The 20912-nt window shown below is 52.0% G+C and carries 18 protein-coding genes; 12 read left to right on the top strand and 6 right to left on the bottom strand.

Annotated elements, in window-relative coordinates; all coding sequences use genetic code 11:
• Nucleotides 1-316: 316 nt before the first annotated feature.
• From glpA to JW984_02720, 11 genes are all read left to right on the top strand, one after another.
• Entirely contained in the window at nucleotides 317-1936 is a 1620-nt protein-coding gene (glpA, locus tag JW984_02670; protein MBN1572080.1) for an anaerobic glycerol-3-phosphate dehydrogenase subunit A, read from the top strand.
• Complete coding sequence (gene glpB, locus JW984_02675) at nucleotides 1933-3210, top strand: anaerobic glycerol-3-phosphate dehydrogenase subunit B (GenBank protein MBN1572081.1); 1278 nt, start codon at nucleotides 1933-1935, stop codon at nucleotides 3208-3210. Before glpA ends, glpB begins: the two co-directional genes overlap by 4 nt.
• A 12-nt stretch (nucleotides 3211-3222) precedes the next feature.
• Nucleotides 3223-4452: an anaerobic glycerol-3-phosphate dehydrogenase subunit C gene (locus tag JW984_02680; protein MBN1572082.1), complete on the top strand. Its 1230-nt coding sequence runs from the start codon at nucleotides 3223-3225 to the stop codon at nucleotides 4450-4452.
• A 106-nt stretch (nucleotides 4453-4558) separates the two neighbouring features.
• Nucleotides 4559-5533 carry an MBL fold metallo-hydrolase gene (locus JW984_02685; protein ID MBN1572083.1) on the top strand — a complete coding sequence of 325 codons (975 nt, stop codon included), beginning with the start codon at nucleotides 4559-4561 and terminating at the stop codon, nucleotides 5531-5533.
• 590 nt (nucleotides 5534-6123) lie between these two features.
• Nucleotides 6124-7788: a hypothetical protein gene (locus JW984_02690; GenBank protein ID MBN1572084.1), complete on the top strand. Its 1665-nt coding sequence runs from the start codon at nucleotides 6124-6126 to the stop codon at nucleotides 7786-7788.
• Between the two features lie 2 nt (nucleotides 7789-7790).
• Nucleotides 7791-9161 carry a radical SAM protein gene (locus JW984_02695; protein ID MBN1572085.1) on the top strand — a complete coding sequence of 457 codons (1371 nt, stop codon included), beginning with the start codon at nucleotides 7791-7793 and terminating at the stop codon, nucleotides 9159-9161.
• A gap of 400 nt (nucleotides 9162-9561) precedes the next feature.
• The gene (locus tag JW984_02700; GenBank protein MBN1572086.1) at nucleotides 9562-9882 is read left to right on the top strand and encodes a tetratricopeptide repeat protein; all 321 of its coding nucleotides are present in this window, start codon (nucleotides 9562-9564) and stop codon (nucleotides 9880-9882) included.
• Between the two features lie 226 nt (nucleotides 9883-10108).
• Nucleotides 10109-10738 carry a tetratricopeptide repeat protein gene (locus JW984_02705; GenBank protein MBN1572087.1) on the top strand — a complete coding sequence of 210 codons (630 nt, stop codon included), beginning with the start codon at nucleotides 10109-10111 and terminating at the stop codon, nucleotides 10736-10738.
• Between the two features lie 93 nt (nucleotides 10739-10831).
• On the top strand, nucleotides 10832-10969 hold the full coding sequence (locus JW984_02710; protein ID MBN1572088.1) for a hypothetical protein: 138 nt from the start codon (nucleotides 10832-10834) through the stop codon (nucleotides 10967-10969).
• Between the two features lie 301 nt (nucleotides 10970-11270).
• Complete coding sequence (locus JW984_02715; GenBank protein ID MBN1572089.1) at nucleotides 11271-12002, top strand: hypothetical protein; 732 nt, start codon at nucleotides 11271-11273, stop codon at nucleotides 12000-12002.
• Nucleotides 12003-12037: 35 nt separating this feature from the next.
• Entirely contained in the window at nucleotides 12038-12499 is a 462-nt protein-coding gene (locus JW984_02720) for a tetratricopeptide repeat protein (GenBank protein MBN1572090.1), read from the top strand.
• 144 nt (nucleotides 12500-12643) lie between these two features.
• On the opposite strand, the gene JW984_02725 is transcribed toward JW984_02720, so the two are convergent.
• The 4 genes from JW984_02725 to JW984_02740 all read right to left on the bottom strand — a co-directional run bounded on the left by JW984_02725 (nucleotide 12644) and on the right by JW984_02740 (nucleotide 16100).
• Nucleotides 12644-13447 carry a hypothetical protein gene (locus JW984_02725; protein MBN1572091.1) on the bottom strand — a complete coding sequence of 268 codons (804 nt, stop codon included), beginning with the start codon at nucleotides 13445-13447 and terminating at the stop codon, nucleotides 12644-12646.
• Nucleotides 13448-13683: 236 nt separating this feature from the next.
• Nucleotides 13684-14076 (bottom strand): hypothetical protein, encoded by a 393-nt coding sequence (locus tag JW984_02730; GenBank protein ID MBN1572092.1) that lies wholly within the window; start codon nucleotides 14074-14076, stop codon nucleotides 13684-13686.
• A gap of 233 nt (nucleotides 14077-14309) precedes the next feature.
• Nucleotides 14310-14798, bottom strand: coding sequence for a polymer-forming cytoskeletal protein (locus JW984_02735; GenBank protein ID MBN1572093.1), 489 nt, complete (start codon nucleotides 14796-14798; stop codon nucleotides 14310-14312).
• Between the two features lie 231 nt (nucleotides 14799-15029).
• Entirely contained in the window at nucleotides 15030-16100 is a 1071-nt protein-coding gene (locus tag JW984_02740) for an SMP-30/gluconolactonase/LRE family protein (GenBank protein ID MBN1572094.1), read from the bottom strand.
• A gap of 188 nt (nucleotides 16101-16288) precedes the next feature.
• On the opposite strand from JW984_02740, the gene JW984_02745 reads away from it, so the two are divergent.
• Nucleotides 16289-17803, top strand: coding sequence for a hypothetical protein (locus tag JW984_02745; protein ID MBN1572095.1), 1515 nt, complete (start codon nucleotides 16289-16291; stop codon nucleotides 17801-17803).
• A gap of 262 nt (nucleotides 17804-18065) precedes the next feature.
• On the opposite strand, the gene JW984_02750 is transcribed toward JW984_02745, so the two are convergent.
• The gene (locus JW984_02750; GenBank protein MBN1572096.1) at nucleotides 18066-19922 is read right to left on the bottom strand and encodes a metallophosphoesterase; all 1857 of its coding nucleotides are present in this window, start codon (nucleotides 19920-19922) and stop codon (nucleotides 18066-18068) included.
• The gene (locus JW984_02755; GenBank protein MBN1572097.1) at nucleotides 19919-20737 is read right to left on the bottom strand and encodes a methyltransferase domain-containing protein; all 819 of its coding nucleotides are present in this window, start codon (nucleotides 20735-20737) and stop codon (nucleotides 19919-19921) included. The genes JW984_02750 and JW984_02755 overlap by 4 nt, the downstream gene beginning before the upstream one ends.
• Nucleotides 20738-20912: the final 175 nt, after the last annotated feature.

The following is a 20912-nucleotide window of genomic DNA, read 5'->3' on the forward strand; positions in this document are numbered from 1 at the left end:
ATCAAGTTGGGAATGACAGTATAGTTCCAGGTCGAGTTGGGAATAATGTGCTTATAGACGAATATTGTGATATATGTCATTCCCTTTATAATTGTCATTCCCGTGAAAACGGGAATCCAGGCTTGTCCCCGCGAAAGCGGGGAACCAGGTTGATATTCACTGGATTCCCAATCAAGTTGGGAATGACAGTATAGTCCCAAATCGAGTTAGGAATGACAGGATAATTCCCAATCGAGTTGGGAATGACAACATAATTCACGGCCGTGACGGGGATGGAGAAATGGAGTTTGGGCCGGATTTTTAGAGAGGAGTGAAATTGGACTTTCACACGGAAGTTGTTGTAATCGGGGGTGGGGTCACCGGAACGGGTATCGCCCGGGACCTGACCTTGAGGGGGATAGAGACGATCCTCGTGGAGAAGGGTGACCTTGCCGCTGGCGCCACCGGCAGATGCCACGGCCTTTTGCACAGCGGCGGCAGATACGCCGTCAAAGACCCGGAGTCTGCCAGGGAGTGCGTCGAGGAAAACAGGATTCTTAAGAAAATCGCGTCGAGGAATATTGAGGACACGGGCGGTTTTTTTGTGAGGCTCCCCCAGGACGACAGGAGGTACGTAGATAAATTCGTCACCGCCTGCGACGAGGTGGGGATCGAGACGGAGTTCATGAGCCTCTCCGCGGCGAGGAAGATCGAGCCGAACCTCACCGGGAACGCAAGGGAGATAATTCGGGTGCCGGACGCCGCCGTTGACCCCTTCGGCCTCACCATCGACAACGCCGCGGACAGCGAGGCGAACGGGGGAAGGGTGATGATACACACCGAGGCGGTCGGGATTGTTGTGGAGAGATCGAGGGTCAGGACCGTCCTTGTCAGGGACAAAAACACGAGCGAGACGCACAGGATTCGCGCCAAGTTCGTGGTCAACGCTACGGGCGGATGGGCGGGGAACGTGGCGGCTCTGTCCGGCGTCCACGTCCCGTTGAGCCTCTTCAAGGGGAGCCTCCTTATCTTCAACAGGAGGATCAACAATACCATAATCAACAGACTGCGCCCCCCCGGCGACGGCGATATCATCGTTCCCAACGAGCCCACATCGATTATCGGCACCACCTCCATCGAGGTCGGCGACCCGGAGGAGTTCACCGTGACGAGGGAGGAGGTCGAGATGATGCTGGCGGAGGCGGCCCTGATGCTCCCGCCCTCGGTCGATGCCAGGGTGATCAGGGCGTACGCGGGGATAAGGCCTCTCCTGGGTTCTAAGGGAGGCGCCGGCGGAAACGAGGGGGGCAGGGATATATCGAGAAGCTTTTCCGTTATAAACCACGGGGTTATCGACGATGTGAGGGGTCTTGTGAGCGTCGTCGGGGGAAAGCTGACCACATACAGGCTCATGGCGGAGAAGGTCGTGGACCTCATTGCGAAGGAGCTCGGCGTTCATATTCCGTGCAGTACGGCGGAGAGGCCGATTCTCGGCTCCGAGAGCGGGGAGTTTTACAAGCTGGGGAATCGGTTTGACAAGATAGAGATACTGTCGAGAAAGAAGCCGGAGGGGATCGAGGAGATAATCTGCGAGTGCGAGCTTGTAACGAAAAAGGAGATACTGAAGGTGATCGAGGAGACGGGCACCACCGACCTCAACGACATACAGCACAGGACCCGCGTCGGAATGGGCTCCTGCCAGGGGGGTTTCTGCACGTATCGCCTCTTGGGGATTCTCCACGAGCTTGGGATGGTCTCCGACTACAGGGCCAACGACATCCTGATAAGGTTCCTTGAGGAGCGCTGGAGGGGAATAAGGCCGATCCTCCGGGGAGACCAGCTCGTCGAGGAGCAGCTGATGGAGGGCATCTACCTGGGCCTTTTCGCCCTTGACAAGGTCGGAAAGGCTGACGGCGATGACAACGCGAAGGTCGATAAAAAGGATAAAAAGGGATGAACTACGATGTGGTCGTAATAGGGGCCGGTCTCGGCGGATTGATGTCCGGGATAACGGCGGCAAAGGAGGGGAAGAAAGTCCTCATAGTCGGAAAGGGGATAGGGATCATCACGATATTTACCGGGACGATCGACTATCTGGGGCACTATCCGCCGGAGGGAATCCGTCCCCTCGATTCGCCCAGGGAGGGGATCGCGGAGCTTATCGCAAAAAATCCGGATCACCCCTACTCGAAGGTGGGGATGAATTTCATCGAGGGGGGGGTGACTGCCTTCAAGGAGGCCGCGGAGTCGGGTGGCGTCAAATACGTCGGCGATCTCGACAGGAACTTTCTCCTCCCGACCGCCGTGGGAACCATAAAGCCCACCTCCCTTCTCTCCTCCAGCATGGCGGCGGGCGATCTGCGCGACGAGGGGGACGTCTTGATATGCGGGTTTCAGGGCCTCAGGGACTTCTACCCCGCCTATATGGCCCACAACATTTCGACCTTGACCGTCGAGGGGGTCGAGCTTCCCCACTTCAGGGGGAGGACTATCGATCTCAAGCTCGGGGCAGGGAGCTCCGGGATGACCTCCCTCACCCTGGCCCGGAAATTCGATGACCCTGACTTCCTCGAGGGGGTCTCCATGGCGCTTTACGAAAACGTCAGGGACGGCGAGAGGATCGCGACGCCCGCGGTCCTTGGCTTAAGAAGGGGCGACGAGGTGATCAAGTATATAGAAAAGGTGGTCAAAACCAAGATATTCGAGACCCCGACCCTCCCCCCCTCTGTCAGCGGGTATCGACTCTACAAGGCGCTGGAGGCGGTCGTAAGGTCGCTTGGGGTAAAGCTTCTCTTGGGGTATGAGGTCACGACAGCAAAGGTCGAGAAAGACAGGGTGCTCGAGGTGACCATATCGATGGGCAAGAGGGAGATGTTGGTGGGGGGAAAGGCCTTCGTCCTTGCAACGGGGGGGCTTGTGGGGAGGGGGATCGGTTCCTCGGAGACGAACCTCGTCGAGCCGATATTCGGCCTCGATGTTACCGGGCCCAAGACGAGAAGCGAGTGGTTCAACAAGAGCTTCTTCGACCCCGCAGGACACCCGATAAACAAGGTCGGGATATGTGTTGACGAAAACCTCCTGCCTATGATCAAAAACAAAAAGCCGAGGTTCGTGAACCTCTTTGTGGCGGGCGCCCAGCTTTGCGGCTACGACGCCCTGAAGGAGAAATCGGGCGGCGGCGTTACAATATCCTCCAGCTACAAGGCGGGTGTTATGGCATCGAGCCTTTAATAGAGTTACATTATGAGAAAAGATATACATTATCCCGCAGACCAGTGTGTAAAGTGTACTATATGCGTCGAGCACTGCCCGGTGGTCAAGGTAACCGACAAGTTCCTCGGCCCAAAGCAGGTCGGCCCAGATTTTCAGAGATTTCGCAGCGACGGGGAGACCCCCCACGACATCTCACTGGAATACTGCACCGGTTGCAGGATCTGCGACGTGGTCTGTCCGTCGGGGGTCAATATATCGGAGCTGAACACCAAGGCGAAGATTGCCCTCAAAAAGGAAAAGGGGATCTCGATAAGGGACAGGCTCCTCTCCCACGCATATATGTTCGGGCACCTGGGGAGCATAGCGGCCCCTGCCACCAACACCTTTATGAAATCGAAGGCCTTGAGGTGGATCTCGGAGAAGCTCCTCCACCTCGAAAAGGATCTAAGATACCCCTCGTACACCTCGGAGCCGTTCGAGAGGTGGATCGAGAAATACTCCTTCCAGTCGGAGAAGAAGGTGGCCTATTTCTACGGCTGTTTCACCAACTTCAACGACCCCGACCTCGGAAAGGCGGTGGTGAAGGTCCTCGAGAGGAACGGCTATCAGGCGGTCTTCCCGAAGCAGAACTGCTGCGGGCTTCCCCTTCTTGGAAACGGGGACATCAGGGAGGCGAGGAAGCTCGCCATGGAGAACCTCGAGGGGCTTTTTAAGGCCGCCGATCAGGGGCTCAAGATAATATACAGCTCCACCTCCTGCGGCATGATGATAAGGGACGACTACGCAACCTATCTCGACCTCCAGGAGGCGGAGAGGCTCTCCGAGCATCTGGTGGAGGTCTCGGAGTTCCTCTGGGGGCTTTACGAGGCGGGGGAGCTCGACACCGATTTTCAAGAGATCAACATGGTCCTCCCGTACCACATCCCGTGCCACCTGCGCTCCCTCGGGATCGGGTTTCCCTCGATAGACCTGATGGGGCTTGTTCCAGGCCTTGAGGTGGATGAGCTTGGAACCTACTGCTGCGGCCTCGCCGGCACTTACGGGTTCAAGGAGGAGAAGTCCGACATCGCAAACGCCATCGGGGGGGAGCTGGCCGAGCTCCTCTTGAAGTCGGACGCCGAGTTTGCGGCGTCCGACTGCGAGGCGTGCAGGATGCAGATAGAAAACCTGTCGAACAAAAAGGCCGTCCATCCGATCAAGATCATCCTCAGGGCCTACGGGCTTGACAAGAAAGAGGATGAGGACGAGGACGAGGATTAGTGACCGCCTGCGCCCCGAAGGCGGGGGCAGTGACATAAAAAGGGGTGTAGGGACATGAAAGCGTGTATAGGAAAACAAAAAGGGGCAAAGGGACATAAAAAGATATATGGTATCTATTGAAATATCCATTGAAAAAGGCGTCCACACCTTCACGCTCCCCCTCCTCTTTCCATTAAATCCGGTAAACGTCTATTTTATTCCAGGGGAAGTCCCTACGCTGATAGACACGGGGCTTGACACGGAGCCGGCCTGGGAGAAGCTCGTCTCCGGCATAGAGCGGCTCGGCTTTTCGATGGCCGATGTCAGGAGAATAATCCTGACGCACGGCCACATCGACCACATGGGCCTTTGTGGGAAGATCATCGGGCACGTCGACGCCGAGGTATTGATACACCCGGCGGACGAGTTCAGGGTGACAGCCGGGGTCGAAGAGCTCGTAAAGATGATGGAGAAAAACGCCCATCGTTTTGTTTCTATGGGGCTTTCCGAAAGGGACGTAGACAGGATATTCAGAAACTACATAAAGCTTATGAGGCGGTTTTACGCGCCCCTCTCCCGCTGCTCCTTTATCGAGGAGGGGGACGAGATAGACCTCGGGGGCTTTACGCTAAAGGTTGTCGGTACGCCCGGCCACACGGGGGGGAGCATTTCGCTTATCGACGGCAAAGGGGTTCTCTTCTCCGGCGACCACGTGATGAACGGGGTGGCCACAAACCCCCTCCCGGAGATGACGGCTGACGCCGGCGTAGGGCTCGTGCCTTACATCGAATCCCTCAAAAAGGTTTTGGGGCTTGAGCCGAGGCTGATCTACCCCGGCCACGGGGATGCGATCGCGGATCCCCGTGATCACGTTGAGAAAACCCTCGCCTTTCACGACGACCTCTTCGCCAGGGTTGAGAGCAACATCGACGACGGCTGGATAACACCGGCCGATCTGACATCGAGGATATTCCCGGAGCTGGCCGGGATTTACGCCTCCCACGTGGTCTTCGAGGTGAATGGCTACCTCGAGGCGCTCTGCGTAAGTGGAAGAGCGGAGTCGAGGGAGGAGGGGGGCTTGAGCCGGTTTCGCGCCGTTTGAGGTCTCAATAGCCGACTTCCTTCATCTGTAAGATCAACCATTAATCCACATTTTTCACCTGTCTATTGCCTGTCTGATCTTAATGGAAAGAAGTTGCCTTAATATTATAAATGGTGAATTTGATGGCAGCAGAGTCTTTTCGATTTCCCCCCATTTAATATTCAAAAATGTGAGCTGTTTACAGCGAAGGGGGATAAAGCTTTTACGCCCCCGCCCGTTTCTTTAAACCGGAAGACCCCCCGCTCTTTTGTATGGGCGACAGTTCCCGAATCCCCGGTCCTCCTTCTATCCGCGGTGGAGCGGTTGATCGAGCTTGAGGCGCGGATCAAAATTGGTCGACATTCTATCCAGCAAAAAAATTATAAATAAATCGTGTTGACAATGCCCGTAATCCTGATATTATTGAATTCACTGCGGCAGGTCGACTTCCGGCTTTTCGCAAGGGGTCCGGCTCTGTCAAAGTCTTTTTTTGCGACGGCAGGGCGTGAAGGGAAGTTGAGCGAAGGCCGTTATTTATTGATGGGGGGGGAGACGCCCTTCCCCTTTTAAATAAGCAAGTTTAAATGAAACCAAATATCAGGAGCAATAAGGTGAAAAGGAAAATATTGTTGGGGATGGCGGTAGCCTTTGCGGCCTTGATGATTATATCACTTTCGCCCGGCATCGCCGCGGCCCAGGATTACTCCTTTTCGGTCCCGAAAAACTACTCGGATGTCTATATCAATCAAGACGGATCGATAACGATAATATACGGCCTTACGTTCAGCTGCGATTCCGGCGCCCACCCGATAGACATCGTCGACATCGGGCTTCCGAACGGCAACTACAACCTGGGAAGCGCCAAGGCATCGATCAACAACGTTCCCCTCACCGACATCCGTAAATCGACCTACGTTACCGGGGTGGAGGTTCACCTGGGGGCGCAGACCATCCAGCCGGGGCAGACCGGCACTCTGAACTTCTCGATCATCCACCCGAAGATGCTGTTCACCGACGAGGAAAAGGAGGACTACGCCTCGATGGAGTTTTCGCCCACGTGGTACGGCTCCGCCTACGCCCACGGCACGACCGACCTGAGGCTTAGCGTCCACTTCCCGAAGGGAGTTACCCCGGACGAGACCAGATATCACGAGGGTGGCGGAAAGAGGAAGTTCGATTCCACGAGATTCGACGAAGATGGAAGGATCGTCTTCACGTGGATAAATGGGTCCGCAAGCCCGTCAACCCAGTACAAATTCGGCGTGTCGTTCCCCAGCATGTACGTCGCCGAGGGGGCGGTGTCGAAGCCTCCCAAATTCTCCTTTTTCGAGATTATAATCGCTGTTGTGGTTATGCTGGTCACAAATCTCCCCATTATGATATTCGGCGGCTTCTTCTTCATAATAATCTGGTCAATAATCAGGAGCAAGATGCGAAGGATGAAGTATTTCCCCTCCAAGGTCTCCATTGAGGGCGTCGGGATCAAGCGGGGACTGACAGCCCCGGAGGCGGCGGTTCTCCTGGAGCTTCCCCTCGACAAGGTCGTCACCATGATCCTCTTCGGCCTTATGAAGAAGAACGTCGTCAGGGTGGAGGACATGGGAAAGGGAAAGATCCCGAAGGTGATGGCCATCGATGGGGCGAACAAGTCCGGCTTGAGGGACTACGAGATCGAGTTTTTGGAGGCGATAAAGCCGAACGGTGAGGCGGACTTGAAAAAGATGAGTACGACAATGGTAAAAATGATCAAGGACGTCGATAAGAGGATCAAGGGGTTCTCCAGGAGGGAGACGAAGGATTACTACCAGCATATCGTAGACCTCGCCTGGAGGCACGTAACGACCGCCAACACCCCGGAGCTTTTGGGCGAGGAGTGGAGCGACAAGCTCGAGTGGATAATGATGGACAAGAAGTTCGGCGATCGCATGGAGGAAACCTTCACCGGCCGGGAGGTGGTCGCCCCCCGCTGGTACACCCGCAACTACTATCCGACTACTTCCGGGGCCGGGGATGTCTCCGCCAAGGGTGTCGGGGAGTCTATGTCCAAGACGTTCACATCGGGGGCGGACCTGGCGAACAAGATGGTCACCGGCTTCGAGAACTTCTCCGGTAATTTTATCAGGAACATCGAGTCGTTCGCGTCCGGCGTCACGAGGGTTACCAATCCGGCGCCCCAGAGCTCTGGCAGCTACAGCAGGAGCAGCGGCGGCGGCGGATGCGCCTGCGCCTGTGCCTGCGCCGGCTGTGCCTGCGCCTGTGCGGGAGGGGGTAGATAGATATGAAGATCAAGGATTTCTTTAAGAACGAAAAGCCGCTTGAGGCGGGAATATACCACAGCAGGGTCACGGGGGAGGACGGGAGCAACTACAGGCTCCACCTGAGAATCATGGAGTGGGGTAACTCCATCCTCTCCATCAACGCTGCGAGGATACTGCACCTGAACCCCACAGCCACCGAGTTCGCCAAGCTCATCGTAGAGGGTAAGTCGGAAGAGGAGACGGTCAAGATCGTCAAGGGGCGCTACCGGGGCGTGAAGAAGGAGACGCTGAGGGAGGAGTATGGAAAGCTCAAGGGCTTGATAGACTCGATGTCGATAATGGAGGACGTCTGTCCCATAACCTACCTCGACGTGGAGAGGATCGAACCGTTCTCGACGCCGTCGGACGCCCCCTACAGGATGGACCTCGCCCTTACCTACAGGTGCAACAACGACTGCGGCCACTGCTACGTCGATCGGGACAAGGGGGACGGATCCGGCGAGCTGACCACCGACCAGTGGAAGAGGGTCATGGAGAAGCTCTGGGGGCTGGGGATATTCCATGTGGCCTTCACCGGCGGGGAGGCGACGATGAGGGACGACCTCCCGGAGCTCGTCGGCATCGCCGAGGACCTGGGGATGGTCGCGGGACTCCTGACAAACGGCAGGAGGCTCATGGACAAAAAATACATCGGAAGGCTGATAGAGGAGGGAATAGACTATTTCCAGATAACGCTCGAGTCGTCCGACAAAAATATCCACAACAAGATGGTCGGGGTAAAGGGAAATGTCGATGCCTGGGATGAGACGGTTAAGGGGATAAAGAACGCGGCGAAATCGCCCATACACACGATAACCAACACAACCATAACCAAGCACAACGTGAAGACTTTGGGAAAGACCGTGGATTTCATCGCGACCCTGGGCGTTGACGCCTTTGCCATGAACGGGATAATCTACTCAGGGGGCGCCAAGGGGGGGGAGATGGCGATAAGCGAGGACGCCCTTCCCGAAATCCTCCAAGAGGTGATCGATTCCGCCGAGAGAAACGACCTCAGGTTTATCTGGTATACGCCCACGCAGTACTGCAAGTTCAACCCGGTAGAGATGAATCTGGGGATGAAGCAGTGCACCGCCGGGAAGTTCAACATGTGCATCGAGCCTAACGGCGATGTCCTGCCGTGCCAGAGCTACTACGAGCCGGTTGGAAATATCCTCAAAGACGATTGGGAGGCGATATGGAATCACCCGCTCCTCGTCTCCATCAGAAATCGGGAGTATATCATGGACAAGTGCCGCGAGTGCGAGGAGCTGGCCCTCTGCGGCGGCGGCTGCCCGCTGGAGATAAAAAACGGCGAGTTTCTCTGCTCCGAGAGCATGAGCAATCCGTGAGTCTCGCAGGGGGAGGGGGGGAGGGGGGGAGAGGGGGGATTGTGAGAAATAGTTAATCAATTAAGGGGCCGGCCGATTATTTTGCCGGGCCCCTTTTTTATCTAATACTGTTTAACATTGACAACACAGCAATATTAACATACAATATCTTACAAACTATCTGATAAAATTTCAACGGAGGTGGAAAATGAAGAGGCTTTTAGGCGCAATCTTGATAGTCTTTGTTATATCGGTATCCGCGGTGTCATGCTATTCGGATGAGGCCTCGGAATGGTATTACAAGGGGGTTGAATATTGCAATTAAGGTCTGTATGGTAAGTGTATCGAGTGTTTTTATAAGTCAATAGAGCTTAGACCAAAAGTATCAGATGGCTATTTTGTGAGAGGGCAGGCATACTATATGACGGCCAGATATGAAGCGGCGATCTCCGATTTCACAAAAACAATAAAGTATTATCCTAGTTTTTCACCCGGATATTTCTGGAGGGGTAGATCATACAATGAGATAAAAAAGATAAAAGAGGCGTTGTCTGATTTCGATCGGGCGATAGAACTTGATCCCGAAAACGCCGAATACTATGCTCATAGGGGAAGTGTTTACTACAACAATAGAAAGATATATGGACTGGATGAGGCCGAAAGGGATTCTATAAAGGCCTGTAAGTTGGGTGATAATTTAGCCTGTCATCTGCTTCAACTTATACATAAGAACTATAAATAGAAATAGAGTGCAAAAAATAAATGAAAAATTGGCTTATTGGTAAAATCAACAATAAATACACAGGTGATTGAACATTATGAACTATGGGTGTAGAGTTTTTTACTAAATGGCTAATACTTTTCATAAAAATCCTGTTTTTGTCCATCGCTTTTTAACATTGACACTATATCAACATTAACATATAATATTGTGTACAATATAGTCAATCTGCTTTCCGGGGAATAAAATGAAGCTGAAAAAATCAAAAGAGATTATGCCAAAGAGTTGTGGTGGATGGTTTGTATGTATATTGGCGATACTTCTACTACTAATTGTTTCATTTCTTTCTATTAGGTACATTCTTCTACCCAAGGAAGAAAAATTGTATCGAAAAGGAATGTCTCAACTTAATAATGTCACTTTGATATATGAGAGAAAATTTGCAGCACTGGAGTATTTCAATGAGGCATTGGAGATTAATCCCGACTACTGGATCGTCTACAGAGAAAGATCTCAAATATACTTATCTTTGGCAAGATATGATGATGCCATCTCCGACCTGACAAGGGCGATCGAGCTGAATCCATCCTCTTCAAAGAGTTATTACTACAGGGGCAATATCTATTTTGAATTGGAGGAATATGAGAAGGCGATAGAGGATTACGGCAAGGCAATTTCAGTATATCCCAAAAGTGGATCATATTATAATGCCAGAGGCGATGCATATAGAAAATTAGACAATATAGAAAAGGCGAAAGCAGATTATTATAAGGGATGTAAGCTCAAAGAAGGTTCTGCTTGTGGAAGTCTTAAATTAATCATATTAAATGAAAAAAAAGGAAAAATTGAAAACCAAAAAAAAGTAGTGATTTTTTAATATTTTTATAGTGTTGACTCCTTTGTGAGAAAATTTAGTTAAATGAGATTAGCGGTTAATCTCGAAGGAAAAACCTCGTAAAAGGAGTCGAAAATGAAGGATTGGTATAAAGAGTGGCAGGATCGGAAGGGTAAAGAGGCCAACTTGAAAAATCAAAAAGAGATAAAGGACAAGCTGGACAAGCTCGGTGGAGTTACAAAGGAGTCTGTTTTTGCCATAAAATACGATTAAACAATAAACCTGAATCCAAAAGGGATTCGTTTCTGAAAAAAGGAGGTTTAAAATGACCGGTCTCGAAGAAGCCATAATTGCGGGATTTATAGTTGAATCTGTTTCTTCAACTTTTACGTTTCTATTTTCAAAAACGGAAGCCGAAGTTGAAAAGATTTGCTAATTAGAAAATATAGCTTGACAAGAAAAATATGGTTGGTATATATAAATAGCAATATTAAGGGAATATATTACATAAATAGTACACAAAGAAAAAAGTATATATTGGTAATTTATTATAATTATATAAAGGGATGTTATTATGAAAAGAGAAAGGATAGTGAGCAACCTTATTTTGTTCTCCGCCCTCCTGATTACCCTTGCCTATCTCCTCGCGTGTGCAACAGTGCCTGCGCCGGATATGCCCAAAAGGACATACGTTGAAGAATGGACGGTGATCAAGCCCAAATTTGACAACTCGGACATAAAGAAAATCGGCGTGGTGAAGCTGTCGAACGCAACGTTGAGAAAGGGCATCGAGGACAATATTACCGCAAATATTGTCGCTTATCTAAGGGAAAAAGGAGACTACGGGATAGTGATTATCAACGAGACAGTAGACGGGCTGCCCACTTCATCGCTCGCCCAAAAGCTCGGGAAGCAGTACGGGGTGGACGCGGTACTGTTCGGAAATCTTGATTTTTACAACTACGACAGCAATACGTGGCAGGAGTATATTAAGGGTAACGCGTACACGTCCGGCTTCATCGGGTACTACGGATACATCTATTCAAAGCGTTACGGAACCGAAAGCCATTACGTAACGTGGATGAAGAGATCGGTCTCCATGACGGTTACATACAACTTCATCAATTCAAAGACAGGGGAGGTCTTGTGGACGGAAACCGCCGACGGGAAGAGCTGGATAAAAGGAGGGGTGGACGACGTCTCCACGAGGGACGAGAGCGTTTTCTTTAAGGGGGCCCAGGAGGAGATCATTACGTGCCTGAAGGAAATACTAAACTACAAAATGAAGTATAGAAAATATATTTAACCGGTTGCTTGACCGACCGGTTACGGAGGTGTGCCATGAAGAGATTATCCGCTGTTATCATTTTATTATTTGTATTGTTAGGATCTATTTCCGCCCACGCACAGTCGGCGGAGGAGTGGATAAGGCAGGGAAAAAACTATTTAAAAGACCCAGACTCATACTACTGCGATAAATCAAATTACGAGGAAGCCTTTAAATGCTTTAATAACGCGGTTATTGCAGACCCCAATTTGGCGGATGCGTACTACTGGAGGGGAAAGGTTCTTGTTTGTATAGCAGTGAGAAATAAATCTAATTCTAATCCTGGATGGCGTGAATATATATTAATGGCTACAGCCGATTTTGATAATGCTATAATGATAGAGCCGGATTATGCGGAAGCTTTTTGCTTTAGAGGTTCTGGATATCACGTTTTAGAAAATCATGCAAAGGCATTTGCTGATTTGGAAAGGGCGTGTGAGTTGGGCTGTGATTGGGCATGCAGTATAGTAAAATAGGAATTGTGAAAGCGGGCGTCAGGGAGGTCTTGGGACATCTGTTTTTTTTGGGTGTGGGGGGAGGTAAAAGTAGTCCTTTTTATTTGGTGTAATAGACTTACCGCTTCTTTATTCAGGTGAAGGCGTCTCCCCTCTATAACAACACTATTTATAAAACTCCACCCTGCGGGTTGCGAAGATGTCGCTTCTCTCCGTGATCTTCTTGTCATCGGCCTCGGCCGGGTCTATGACCTCTGATGCGAAGCACTCCTTCTTATCGCTCATGGTGAGGATATACTTCCCCTTCGGCGATACTATCTGGGACCCCCCAGTGAAGCTGTTTTTGCGGCCGCCGTTTTCCTCCTCTCCGATCCTGTTTGCCGTTGCGATGAATACCCTGTTCTCGATGGCTCTTGCGTACATCGCCCGCTGGCAGTAGGGCAGCACGAGGTTTGCCGGGTGAAGGATCACCTGGGCTCCTTTCAGGGACAGGGTCCTCGCCGCTTCCGGGAATATCCAGTCGAAGCATATCATCATCCCGAGCCTCGCGCCCCTGTACTCGAAGACCCGAAAGCCGGTGTCTCCCGGCTCGAAGAAATCCGCCTCGTCGTGGAAGAGGTGGACCTTCCTGTAGTTTGCGATGATCTCCCCGTCGGCGATGAAGAACGACGAATTGTAGATAGAATCGCCCTCCCTCTCGGAGTAGCCCCCGCAGACGGCGATCGATCTCTCCCTCGTTATCTCGATGAACGGCGAGAGGTGCTCGTTTTCGTTCAGCGGAAACGAGACCCTTTCGACCTCTCTTCTGTATTTGAATGTGTAGCCGGAGAGAAAGAGCTCCGGAAAGAGGATGACGTCAGGGTTCGAGGAGGAGGTGATTTCTTTGATGAAGCCTGACGCCCTATCGAGGTTGTTTTTTATGTCCAGGAGGACCGGTTTGAACTGGACCAACGAGATCTCCAGATTCATCAATTCATCCTTATAATCAATATGGCGGTTTTTTTTCTTATATAAAAAGCCGTCCTTACGGATGGACGGCTTGGATCGGCTTGTTTGTTCACAGCTTGTTTAAGTTCTATATTTATATGTGTCCCTAAAGAATCCTATCTTTTTTTGTTAACGGGGGATTTGAAATACTCCCCCCCACTTTGACTTTCGACCTTTGGCAAGGCTTAAAAGTCCGCTTAAGTTTGAATGCTATGGAATCACTTTTTTAAAGCCCTGCAGCCGAAAAAGACTATCGGGAGCTGCATGATTGACCAAACGATCGGCCCGAAGAGCTGTGATTCAAATCCGGGGGGTTTTGAGAGAATCATGTAAAAGATGTGTAAGAGCGTCAGTACAAGGGTGACGGCTCCCAGAAGTATTGCAAGGATAAATCCCCATCTGGTTTCCCGCGCACAGATTGGGATCAGGATCAAGGCCGCTGTCGTCATTATCGTGTGGCGCAGTCCGCCAAGCGTCAGGAGGTAGCTTATAGTGTCCGGGGCTTCGAAACGAAAGCCGATGTCAAGCCCCATGAAAATCCACCAGACGCTTAGGACGAGCCCAATGAGCAAACCCAGGGTGTTATTGGAGATTTTTAAGGAGTTTTTCATCTCGGTTATCTGTTTAAGGAGGCTTTTTCAGTCGGTAAGCTTGACCCTCTCCCGCTGTGCTTTCTGCCCTAGTTGGATATTTTTAATCCTGACCGGCTCCCTCAATTAATGACTATCTATTCCGGCGATCCCCCACAGGATTCCGGCGACCCCTCATTAGATGTTTTAAAACTCAGGTGAAGTCCCTGTTTCAGGATTCAGGCGACCCTCTCTAAATTTCGGCGACCCCCTGACTAATAGGTGGTCTCCTCTTCCGATGCTTCCGAGACATCTCCCATCGTTATGGCGGATGCGGCCTCCGTTTTCGCCTTCTTCTTTTTACTCATGGTGATGTTGCCCTCGAAGATGGCGCCGTCCTCTATAACCAGGCGGGAGGCCTCTATATCGCCGATGATCTGTCCTGTAGGCTTGGCCTCCATGAAGTTATCGGCGATTATATTTCCAACCACCTTTCCGGAAATCTCCACGTCTTCGGCGGTGATGTTACCTTTTATCTCACCGGTCTCCCCGACTACCACCTTGGAGGAGATATCCAATTCCCCCTTAAAATTACCGTCGATACCCACGCTCTTATTTCCCGTAATCTTCCCCTCAACAGTAATTCCCTCCGCGATGTAGCAATCACAATCGAGGCCGCTTTTAGTTTCTATGTAGGACGGTTGCGGCGCCGCCCTGCCGACATCCCCTGTGGACCCTGTTCCCTTTTTGTCAAATATCCCCATGAACTCTTCTCCTCTATTTAGTAACAATTGAAAGAATATAACAGTGTAGAAGATTTGTCAAGAAATTCTTGGTTTTGTTACAAGAATAGCCAAATATTATTGAAAAATCGATCGATACAAAAGCTCTCGATTGGTTATCCACAGAAATCCGATAGATGTCGAGATTCTCACGATTTTTTCAAAGGCAACCACGGCATTAAAATCCGGGATTGCCGTTAGGTTTAAGGCCCTTTAAGGGACGGCGACTTTCCCCATCGCGTTCTCTACGAGGCTTCCCAGATACAGGTATCCGTCGTGCTCGACGACGTTGGTTATCTGGAAGAAGGAGCCTGCCGGGTCCTGGAGGTTGTGGACGACGTTGCCGTTTACGTCAAGGCCCAGGATGAAATCGTAGTTTTTTGCCGAGGGGAGGAGTGCCTGGGGCAGACGGCTCACTATCTTTCTTAGGCGCGGTCTCGGGAATAGTATCTTGTCGGCCGTGGCGTCCCTGGGTGAGACGAGTGTCAGCCAGAACGTATCCTTTCCGTTCGAGGATATTCCGTCCGGAAAGCCGGGAAGGTTGTCGATAAAGACCTCATGTTCGCCCCGCTTTTCGCCGGAGAGCCAGTATCGCAATACCCTGTACATTCCCATCTCGCAGATCAGGACAAAGGATTGGTCTGGGCTTATGGCCACGCCATTGGCGAAGTGAATGCCGTCGATGAAAAGAGTGGTCTCTTTTGTCTTCGGGTCGTATTTCAGGAAGCGGCCGTTGGGCCTGTGCTCCATCAGCTCATCGTAGAACTCGAGTTCGTTGAACTTGGAGGAGCCGTCGGTGAAGTAGATAACGCCGTCTTTTGCAATGTCCAGGTCTTCGGTGTTTTTGAAGGGTATGCCCCCCTCTTCGGTTGCAAGGGTGGTCACCTTGCCTTTGGGATCGATCGACAACAGCCCCTTCTGTCCGCACGCGACGATCAGGTTTTTTGAGCCGTCGAATTTGAGCCCCAAGGGTCTGCCCCCCGTTTGGGCGTAGGTCTCACGGCTTTGGCCGTCGGGGGAAAGTTTCACGATGGAACCGTCCTCCATTCCGCCGTAGATATTGCCGCCGTCGTCTATGGCGACGTCCTCCGGGCCGACGCCCGCGCCCTCTCCCAGCCTCTCGATTTTGGAGAGGTAGTCGTTCGGTTCGTAGACGCCGGTGAGCTCGGGCGCCTTAAGCGGCGAGTAGGGGGCCGGATCGATGGGGACGGGCCACAGGAGAAGGTACGCGGCTAATATTCCGATTATTGCAAGGATTGTAAAGGCAACTGTTTTTCTGCTCATGGTTTCACTCCGTTACAAGTTATCAATTGAAAGTTATATTACTTCATCAAGTTAAGGATTTGCAAGACATTTGTTATTTATTAGTTTTCTTTAACTTTTTTCTTGACACTCTCACTAATCTTTTGATAATATTTCCTTGAGTTAGGTCCAAGACTTTTTAATTTCTATATTAAGTTTAGGAGGTCAGGATGAAAAAAATTGTAGTATTAGCAATTGCTATTGTATTAGCCACCACGGCGTTTACGGCCCTGGCGGCGGAGACCACCTTTAACGGTGAATATAGGGTTCGGGCTTGGAACGAGTACAACTTCGACAAGAAGGTGGAAGACATTAGCGCACCTTTTATTCTTCCGGGACATGAAAACGCCCAGTACGACGGCTGGTTCGACCAGAGGTTCAGGCTTACCATCACCCACACGAGGAGCGAGTTCCTGAAGGCGGTGATCAAATTCGACCTCGTCGAGGATACCTGGGGACAGCAGAGAAACCTGCTTATTAACAACAGCGCTGCCGGAAACTTCATCGACTGGGCATACATCGAGTTCACGCTGCCGACCCTCGGGACGTTCACAGTGGGGAAATTCCCAATGCAGTTCGGATACGGCCTGATGCTGAGCATAGGCCAGGACGAGACGCCGGGTATCGAAGGTATAAAATGGTCCAACGCATGGGGGCCGGTCGCCCTATCCGCCTACTATTTAAAGGGCACCGATAACATAACGTCCGGATCGGGCAATCCGTGGTACAACTGGGATACCGATATCTACGCGATGGACGTCAAGATCACGCCGATGGAGGATCATCTGATCGAGCTGTTCGGCGGAGTAATGTTCGATAACAACGCCGACACGAATGCTCCTTTCAGCGGAATTCTGTGGAACTCAACAACATACTGGTGGAACGGCGACGGGGAATATTCTGCGGTGGTCGGCTTCTGGGGACTCGCCTATACGGGAAACATAGCCGACATGATCGACATTAAGCTCGAGAACAGCTGGCTCTACGGCCACGCGACCTATATATCCTCTTTTCCAACTGATGGCCCCGGCGCTTTTGCTGATCCCGACAGCTTCACGATTTACGGATGGAACGTCTATGCCGATGTCTCTTACTACAACGACCTGTTCAGGCTCGGCCTGGCATTCCTCATGGGGAGCGGTCAGCACCACTACTGGAACGACATAAGCCTTACAAACGTGAACATCAATTACTTAATGGGTGACGGTTTCAAGTGGGCGAATATCTTAGGAAGCTGGGGAGGATTAAACTCGGTCTATAATGGAGCTATGGGAGTAGGTTGGCCCACCGCCGAAAACCTGACGTCCGTAAAGCTCTACTTCGAGATTTGCCCGGTGGAGAAGCTGAGCCTGAATCTCGCCGTTGTCTGGGCAAAGTGGACGGAGGACGTGGGAGAAAACTTTGCAGGTACCAGGGCAGCCCTGGTTACAGCCAAGGGCCCCGGATATCCCCATCCCGCATCTCTTTACGGTAACTACTGGTATCAGTCGTGGGATGCCGGCGACGACCTGGGCTGGGAGCTCGACTTTGGCTTCTCCTACGAGATCATGGAGGGGCTGACATATTCGTTAAGCGCGGGCGTGCTCTTCACCGGCGACTCGTGGGATTACGAGAAGGCGGACGGCACCCGCGGCGACTGGGGCGAGATATGGTCCATCACCAACCAACTGCTGTATGAATTCTAAGGGGGTCGGAAGGATTTTTTGAATGAGTAGGAGGGGAGGAGTTCTTTAAAAGAGGAATTTCAAGGAGTCCCGAAGGATTCCGGGATTCAAATATTAAAATAAAAGCCCCCGGCCCGATTACTATCAGGTCGGGGGCTTTTTAATGCTTTTCGAGGTTTGGGGCTTTTTTTGCGAACGGCGGGGTCTGGGATTTAACGCCGAAGCTTTTCTTTGCCCCTCCCTCCGGCCGGATGAATTGAAAGCCCCGCTTGGGCCATTGGGCCTACCTCCCAAAGACCATCCTGCCCAGGCTGTGCTCGATCGATTTGTGATACTGCCATTTAGCGAGCTCCCCCGATCTTGCAGACAGGCGTCCGAAGTTGATTCCCCACTCCTCTCCCAACTTCGGCGGGTCGGCCCCGAAGGCGGAAAGGGGGATCTTGAGCTCCAGCTGATAGAAGCCGTCGGCGCTTTTCGGAGAGATGTACGCCCCCGCCACGCAGCCGGAGTCCCAGGACGGGTCGGCCTTCCTTTTTTTCCCCTTTCCCTTTTCGATCTTCCTGTCCAGTATGACGCCCAAGGGATTGACGAAGAGCTGGTATGTGGTGCCCGAGTCAGGATCGGGCGAGATGAAGAGGCCTATGGAGTCGTCCCTAAAGACGTCGCCGTCACGCCCCTCTGCGTTAATGACGAGGTCTTCCGTGTCCGCCATGCACGATGCGAGGACGTAGAGGTTTTCTTTATCTCGGCCGAAGAGAAAGAGGGTGTCTGAGATCAACGACGCCATACCTTTGGGATCTGAGAAGGTGGATTCCGCCACAGCATTCTCCCACTCGCCCCCATCGACCCTGCCGTCTACCGTGACACCGGTAATCCTCGGAACTTCAAGCACCCTCCTCATTTTGACGGTCCCCCTGAAATCGTAGCTCCTGTCCCGCCGGTAGGGATAAGTGACCTTGAACCTTGGGAGAGGGTATGGATTATCCTTGAGGCGCGCCGAAAATGCCGCCGTTTTTTTCTCACCCGCCGGTATTTCAACTGTCGCCTCCTTTGGAGAGATCTCCCAGCCTGTGTCCTTCGTCTCCCATTTGATCTCAAACGGCAGGTTTGTCTCTCTGTTATTCTCTATGTCAATCCTCAACTCGCTCTTCTTTTTCGAGGATTCGGTGCCTAAAAAGAGCTCCCCGGGGACAACGTATCTGTCTTCAATCCTGTCGAAAAACTTGAGATCCTCTATCGTAACGAAGTCCGCGGGAAGCTCCTCCTCCCCCTCGAGGGGGACAACCTTTATCGTGAGGTCGTCGTCCTTTATTTCTACCTTGACGCAGCTGTAGAAGTGCCCCTTAATCGATACGTCGTCTTCCATACTCCCGCCTGAGGAGCCGACCATTGTGTAATAAATCCCGTCGTAGAGGCTGGAGCCGTAGCGGTGGAGGTGGCCCGAAAATACGGCGTCGACGCCGTTGGCCGTAAATATCTCGTGGAGCCGGTCGGCCTTTCCCGAGGGGAGCGTTAAATACCAGTAGGGCCTGTGGAGAAAGACGAGGGTCAACCTGGCGTCTCTGTGAGCCTTAAGATCCGCCACGAGCCAATCGATCCTTTCTTCCGGCAGGGAATCGAGCGTCATCCATCGGCCGTTTTCAAAGAGGACGAGGTGGATCCCGTCGTAATCGGTGCTGTAGCTGGTCTCCCTCTTTGTGCGCTTTGACCATATCTTCTCCGAAGCGCCGCTCCAGACGTCGTGGTTTCCGGGAAGGATGAGGAGCCGCCGCCTGATTTTCCTCACGATCCTGAAATACTCGCGCCACTGGGCGTTGATCACCCCCTCGTCCACCGTGTAGCCCTCGATCTGATCCCCGATAGTCACGTAGAGGTCGGGGCGCTCCCCCCTCGCCCCCCTAGATTTCTCGACCACGGCCTCGTATATCCCCTCCCGGTGCCCCGCCGTCCTGTCCCCTAATATGACGATGGTGACATCCCCTTCCTCCCTTGCCGCGGCCGCGGTCGAGCCCGCAGCCGTCAGAATAATGGAAAGGGAGAGTGCGATTCCTATCCCGACCTTTACGGCTCCTTGACGTGCAACGTTTGACCTTCCCCCGGCCCTCTTTTTGGCTGAAAATCTCATAGCCCTGAAAATCATCCCTTTCTCGCCGAGACCCTGTTCCAGTGGAAGAGGGAGACCCCCTCGGGCCTCGCTATCCTCTCCGACAGGATATCGAGGACCCGGTCTATGCTCGCCTCGTCTATATTGCCCCTCTTGACCATCCTCTCCTTTGCTCCCTGGTAGATGTTGAGGGCGTTTGTCATCCACGCCCTGTACCTCTCCGGGTCGTCTTCCGTGTATATCTCCGGTTCGTAGGTCAGGGTTATATCCACCGCCCCGGCCCTCTTGAAGATGTCGAAGAGCTTTCGCCCAATGAAGGGGTCGCCCCCCAGCTCCATCTGGAGGGCGCAGAACTCCCGGCAGACAGCCTCCAATCCATCCACCTCAGGGTGATAGAATACCACCGCCAGGTCGTTCTCCTGGGCCTTGATGAGGCCGCCTTGCTTAACGACGCGAAACATCTCTTTTGCCACGGCGACGGGATCGGGGATGTGCTCCAAGAGGTAGCGGCAGTAGCAGAGGTCGAAGGACTCGTCTTCGAGGCCCGAGCTCAGGACATCCGAGTTTATGAGCGTGAGATTCGGGTTTCCCCCCATCTTTGCGACCGCCTCGTCATACTGGGCCTTCGATATCTCGACACCGGTAATCTGCGCTCCCTTATATCTGCCTGCGATATCCGACATTAGGTCTCCGGTGCCGCAGCCGAAGTCGGCGATCTTCCTGCCGTCAATATTCTCTAAAGACTCGCCCAGGAAGTTGATGAAGGAGCCGTTGGTGATCGAGTTCAGAAGCTTGAGCCTCCCCTGCTCCTGCTTAGCCGTCCCGTGGATGTATCTGTTCTCTTCAGCCAAGATTTTCCTCCTATTTTTTCGCTGTATCATATCATATATGACACTGTGTTTAAAATTTGTTTCCATTTTTGATATTTTATGTATTATAAATTGAAAAAGTTACGATCTTACCTTACAGTTTAGTCGTTTAAAGAGAAGATATTTTATCATAGAAGAGCCATCCCCGAACTTTAAT

Origin of the sequence: Candidatus Zymogenus saltonus (assembly GCA_016929395.1) — a bacterium.
GTDB lineage: Bacteria > Desulfobacterota > Zymogenia > Zymogenales > Zymogenaceae > Zymogenus > Zymogenus saltonus.

Bases quoted from the DNA above. Each gene is read 5' to 3' on its own strand.
- JW984_02730 (MBN1572092.1), bottom strand. From the start codon at position 14,076: ATGAAAAACTCCTTAAAAATCTCCAATAACACCCTGGGTTTGCTCATT.
- glpB (MBN1572081.1), top strand. From the start codon at position 1,933: ATGAACTACGATGTGGTCGTAATAGGGGCCGGTCTCGGCGGATTGATG.
- JW984_02745 (MBN1572095.1), top strand. From the start codon at position 16,289: ATGAAAAAAATTGTAGTATTAGCAATTGCTATTGTATTAGCCACCACG.
- JW984_02720 (MBN1572090.1), top strand. From the start codon at position 12,038: ATGAAGAGATTATCCGCTGTTATCATTTTATTATTTGTATTGTTAGGA.
- JW984_02735 (MBN1572093.1), bottom strand. From the start codon at position 14,798: ATGGGGATATTTGACAAAAAGGGAACAGGGTCCACAGGGGATGTCGGC.
- JW984_02700 (MBN1572086.1), top strand. From the start codon at position 9,562: ATGACGGCCAGATATGAAGCGGCGATCTCCGATTTCACAAAAACAATA.
- JW984_02705 (MBN1572087.1), top strand. From the start codon at position 10,109: ATGAAGCTGAAAAAATCAAAAGAGATTATGCCAAAGAGTTGTGGTGGA.
- JW984_02695 (MBN1572085.1), top strand. From the start codon at position 7,791: ATGAAGATCAAGGATTTCTTTAAGAACGAAAAGCCGCTTGAGGCGGGA.
- JW984_02680 (MBN1572082.1), top strand. From the start codon at position 3,223: ATGAGAAAAGATATACATTATCCCGCAGACCAGTGTGTAAAGTGTACT.
- JW984_02685 (MBN1572083.1), top strand. From the start codon at position 4,559: ATGGTATCTATTGAAATATCCATTGAAAAAGGCGTCCACACCTTCACG.
- JW984_02710 (MBN1572088.1), top strand. From the start codon at position 10,832: ATGAAGGATTGGTATAAAGAGTGGCAGGATCGGAAGGGTAAAGAGGCC.
- JW984_02740 (MBN1572094.1), bottom strand. From the start codon at position 16,100: ATGAGCAGAAAAACAGTTGCCTTTACAATCCTTGCAATAATCGGAATA.
- JW984_02715 (MBN1572089.1), top strand. From the start codon at position 11,271: ATGAAAAGAGAAAGGATAGTGAGCAACCTTATTTTGTTCTCCGCCCTC.
- JW984_02725 (MBN1572091.1), bottom strand. From the start codon at position 13,447: ATGAATCTGGAGATCTCGTTGGTCCAGTTCAAACCGGTCCTCCTGGAC.
- JW984_02750 (MBN1572096.1), bottom strand. From the start codon at position 19,922: ATGATTTTCAGGGCTATGAGATTTTCAGCCAAAAAGAGGGCCGGGGGA.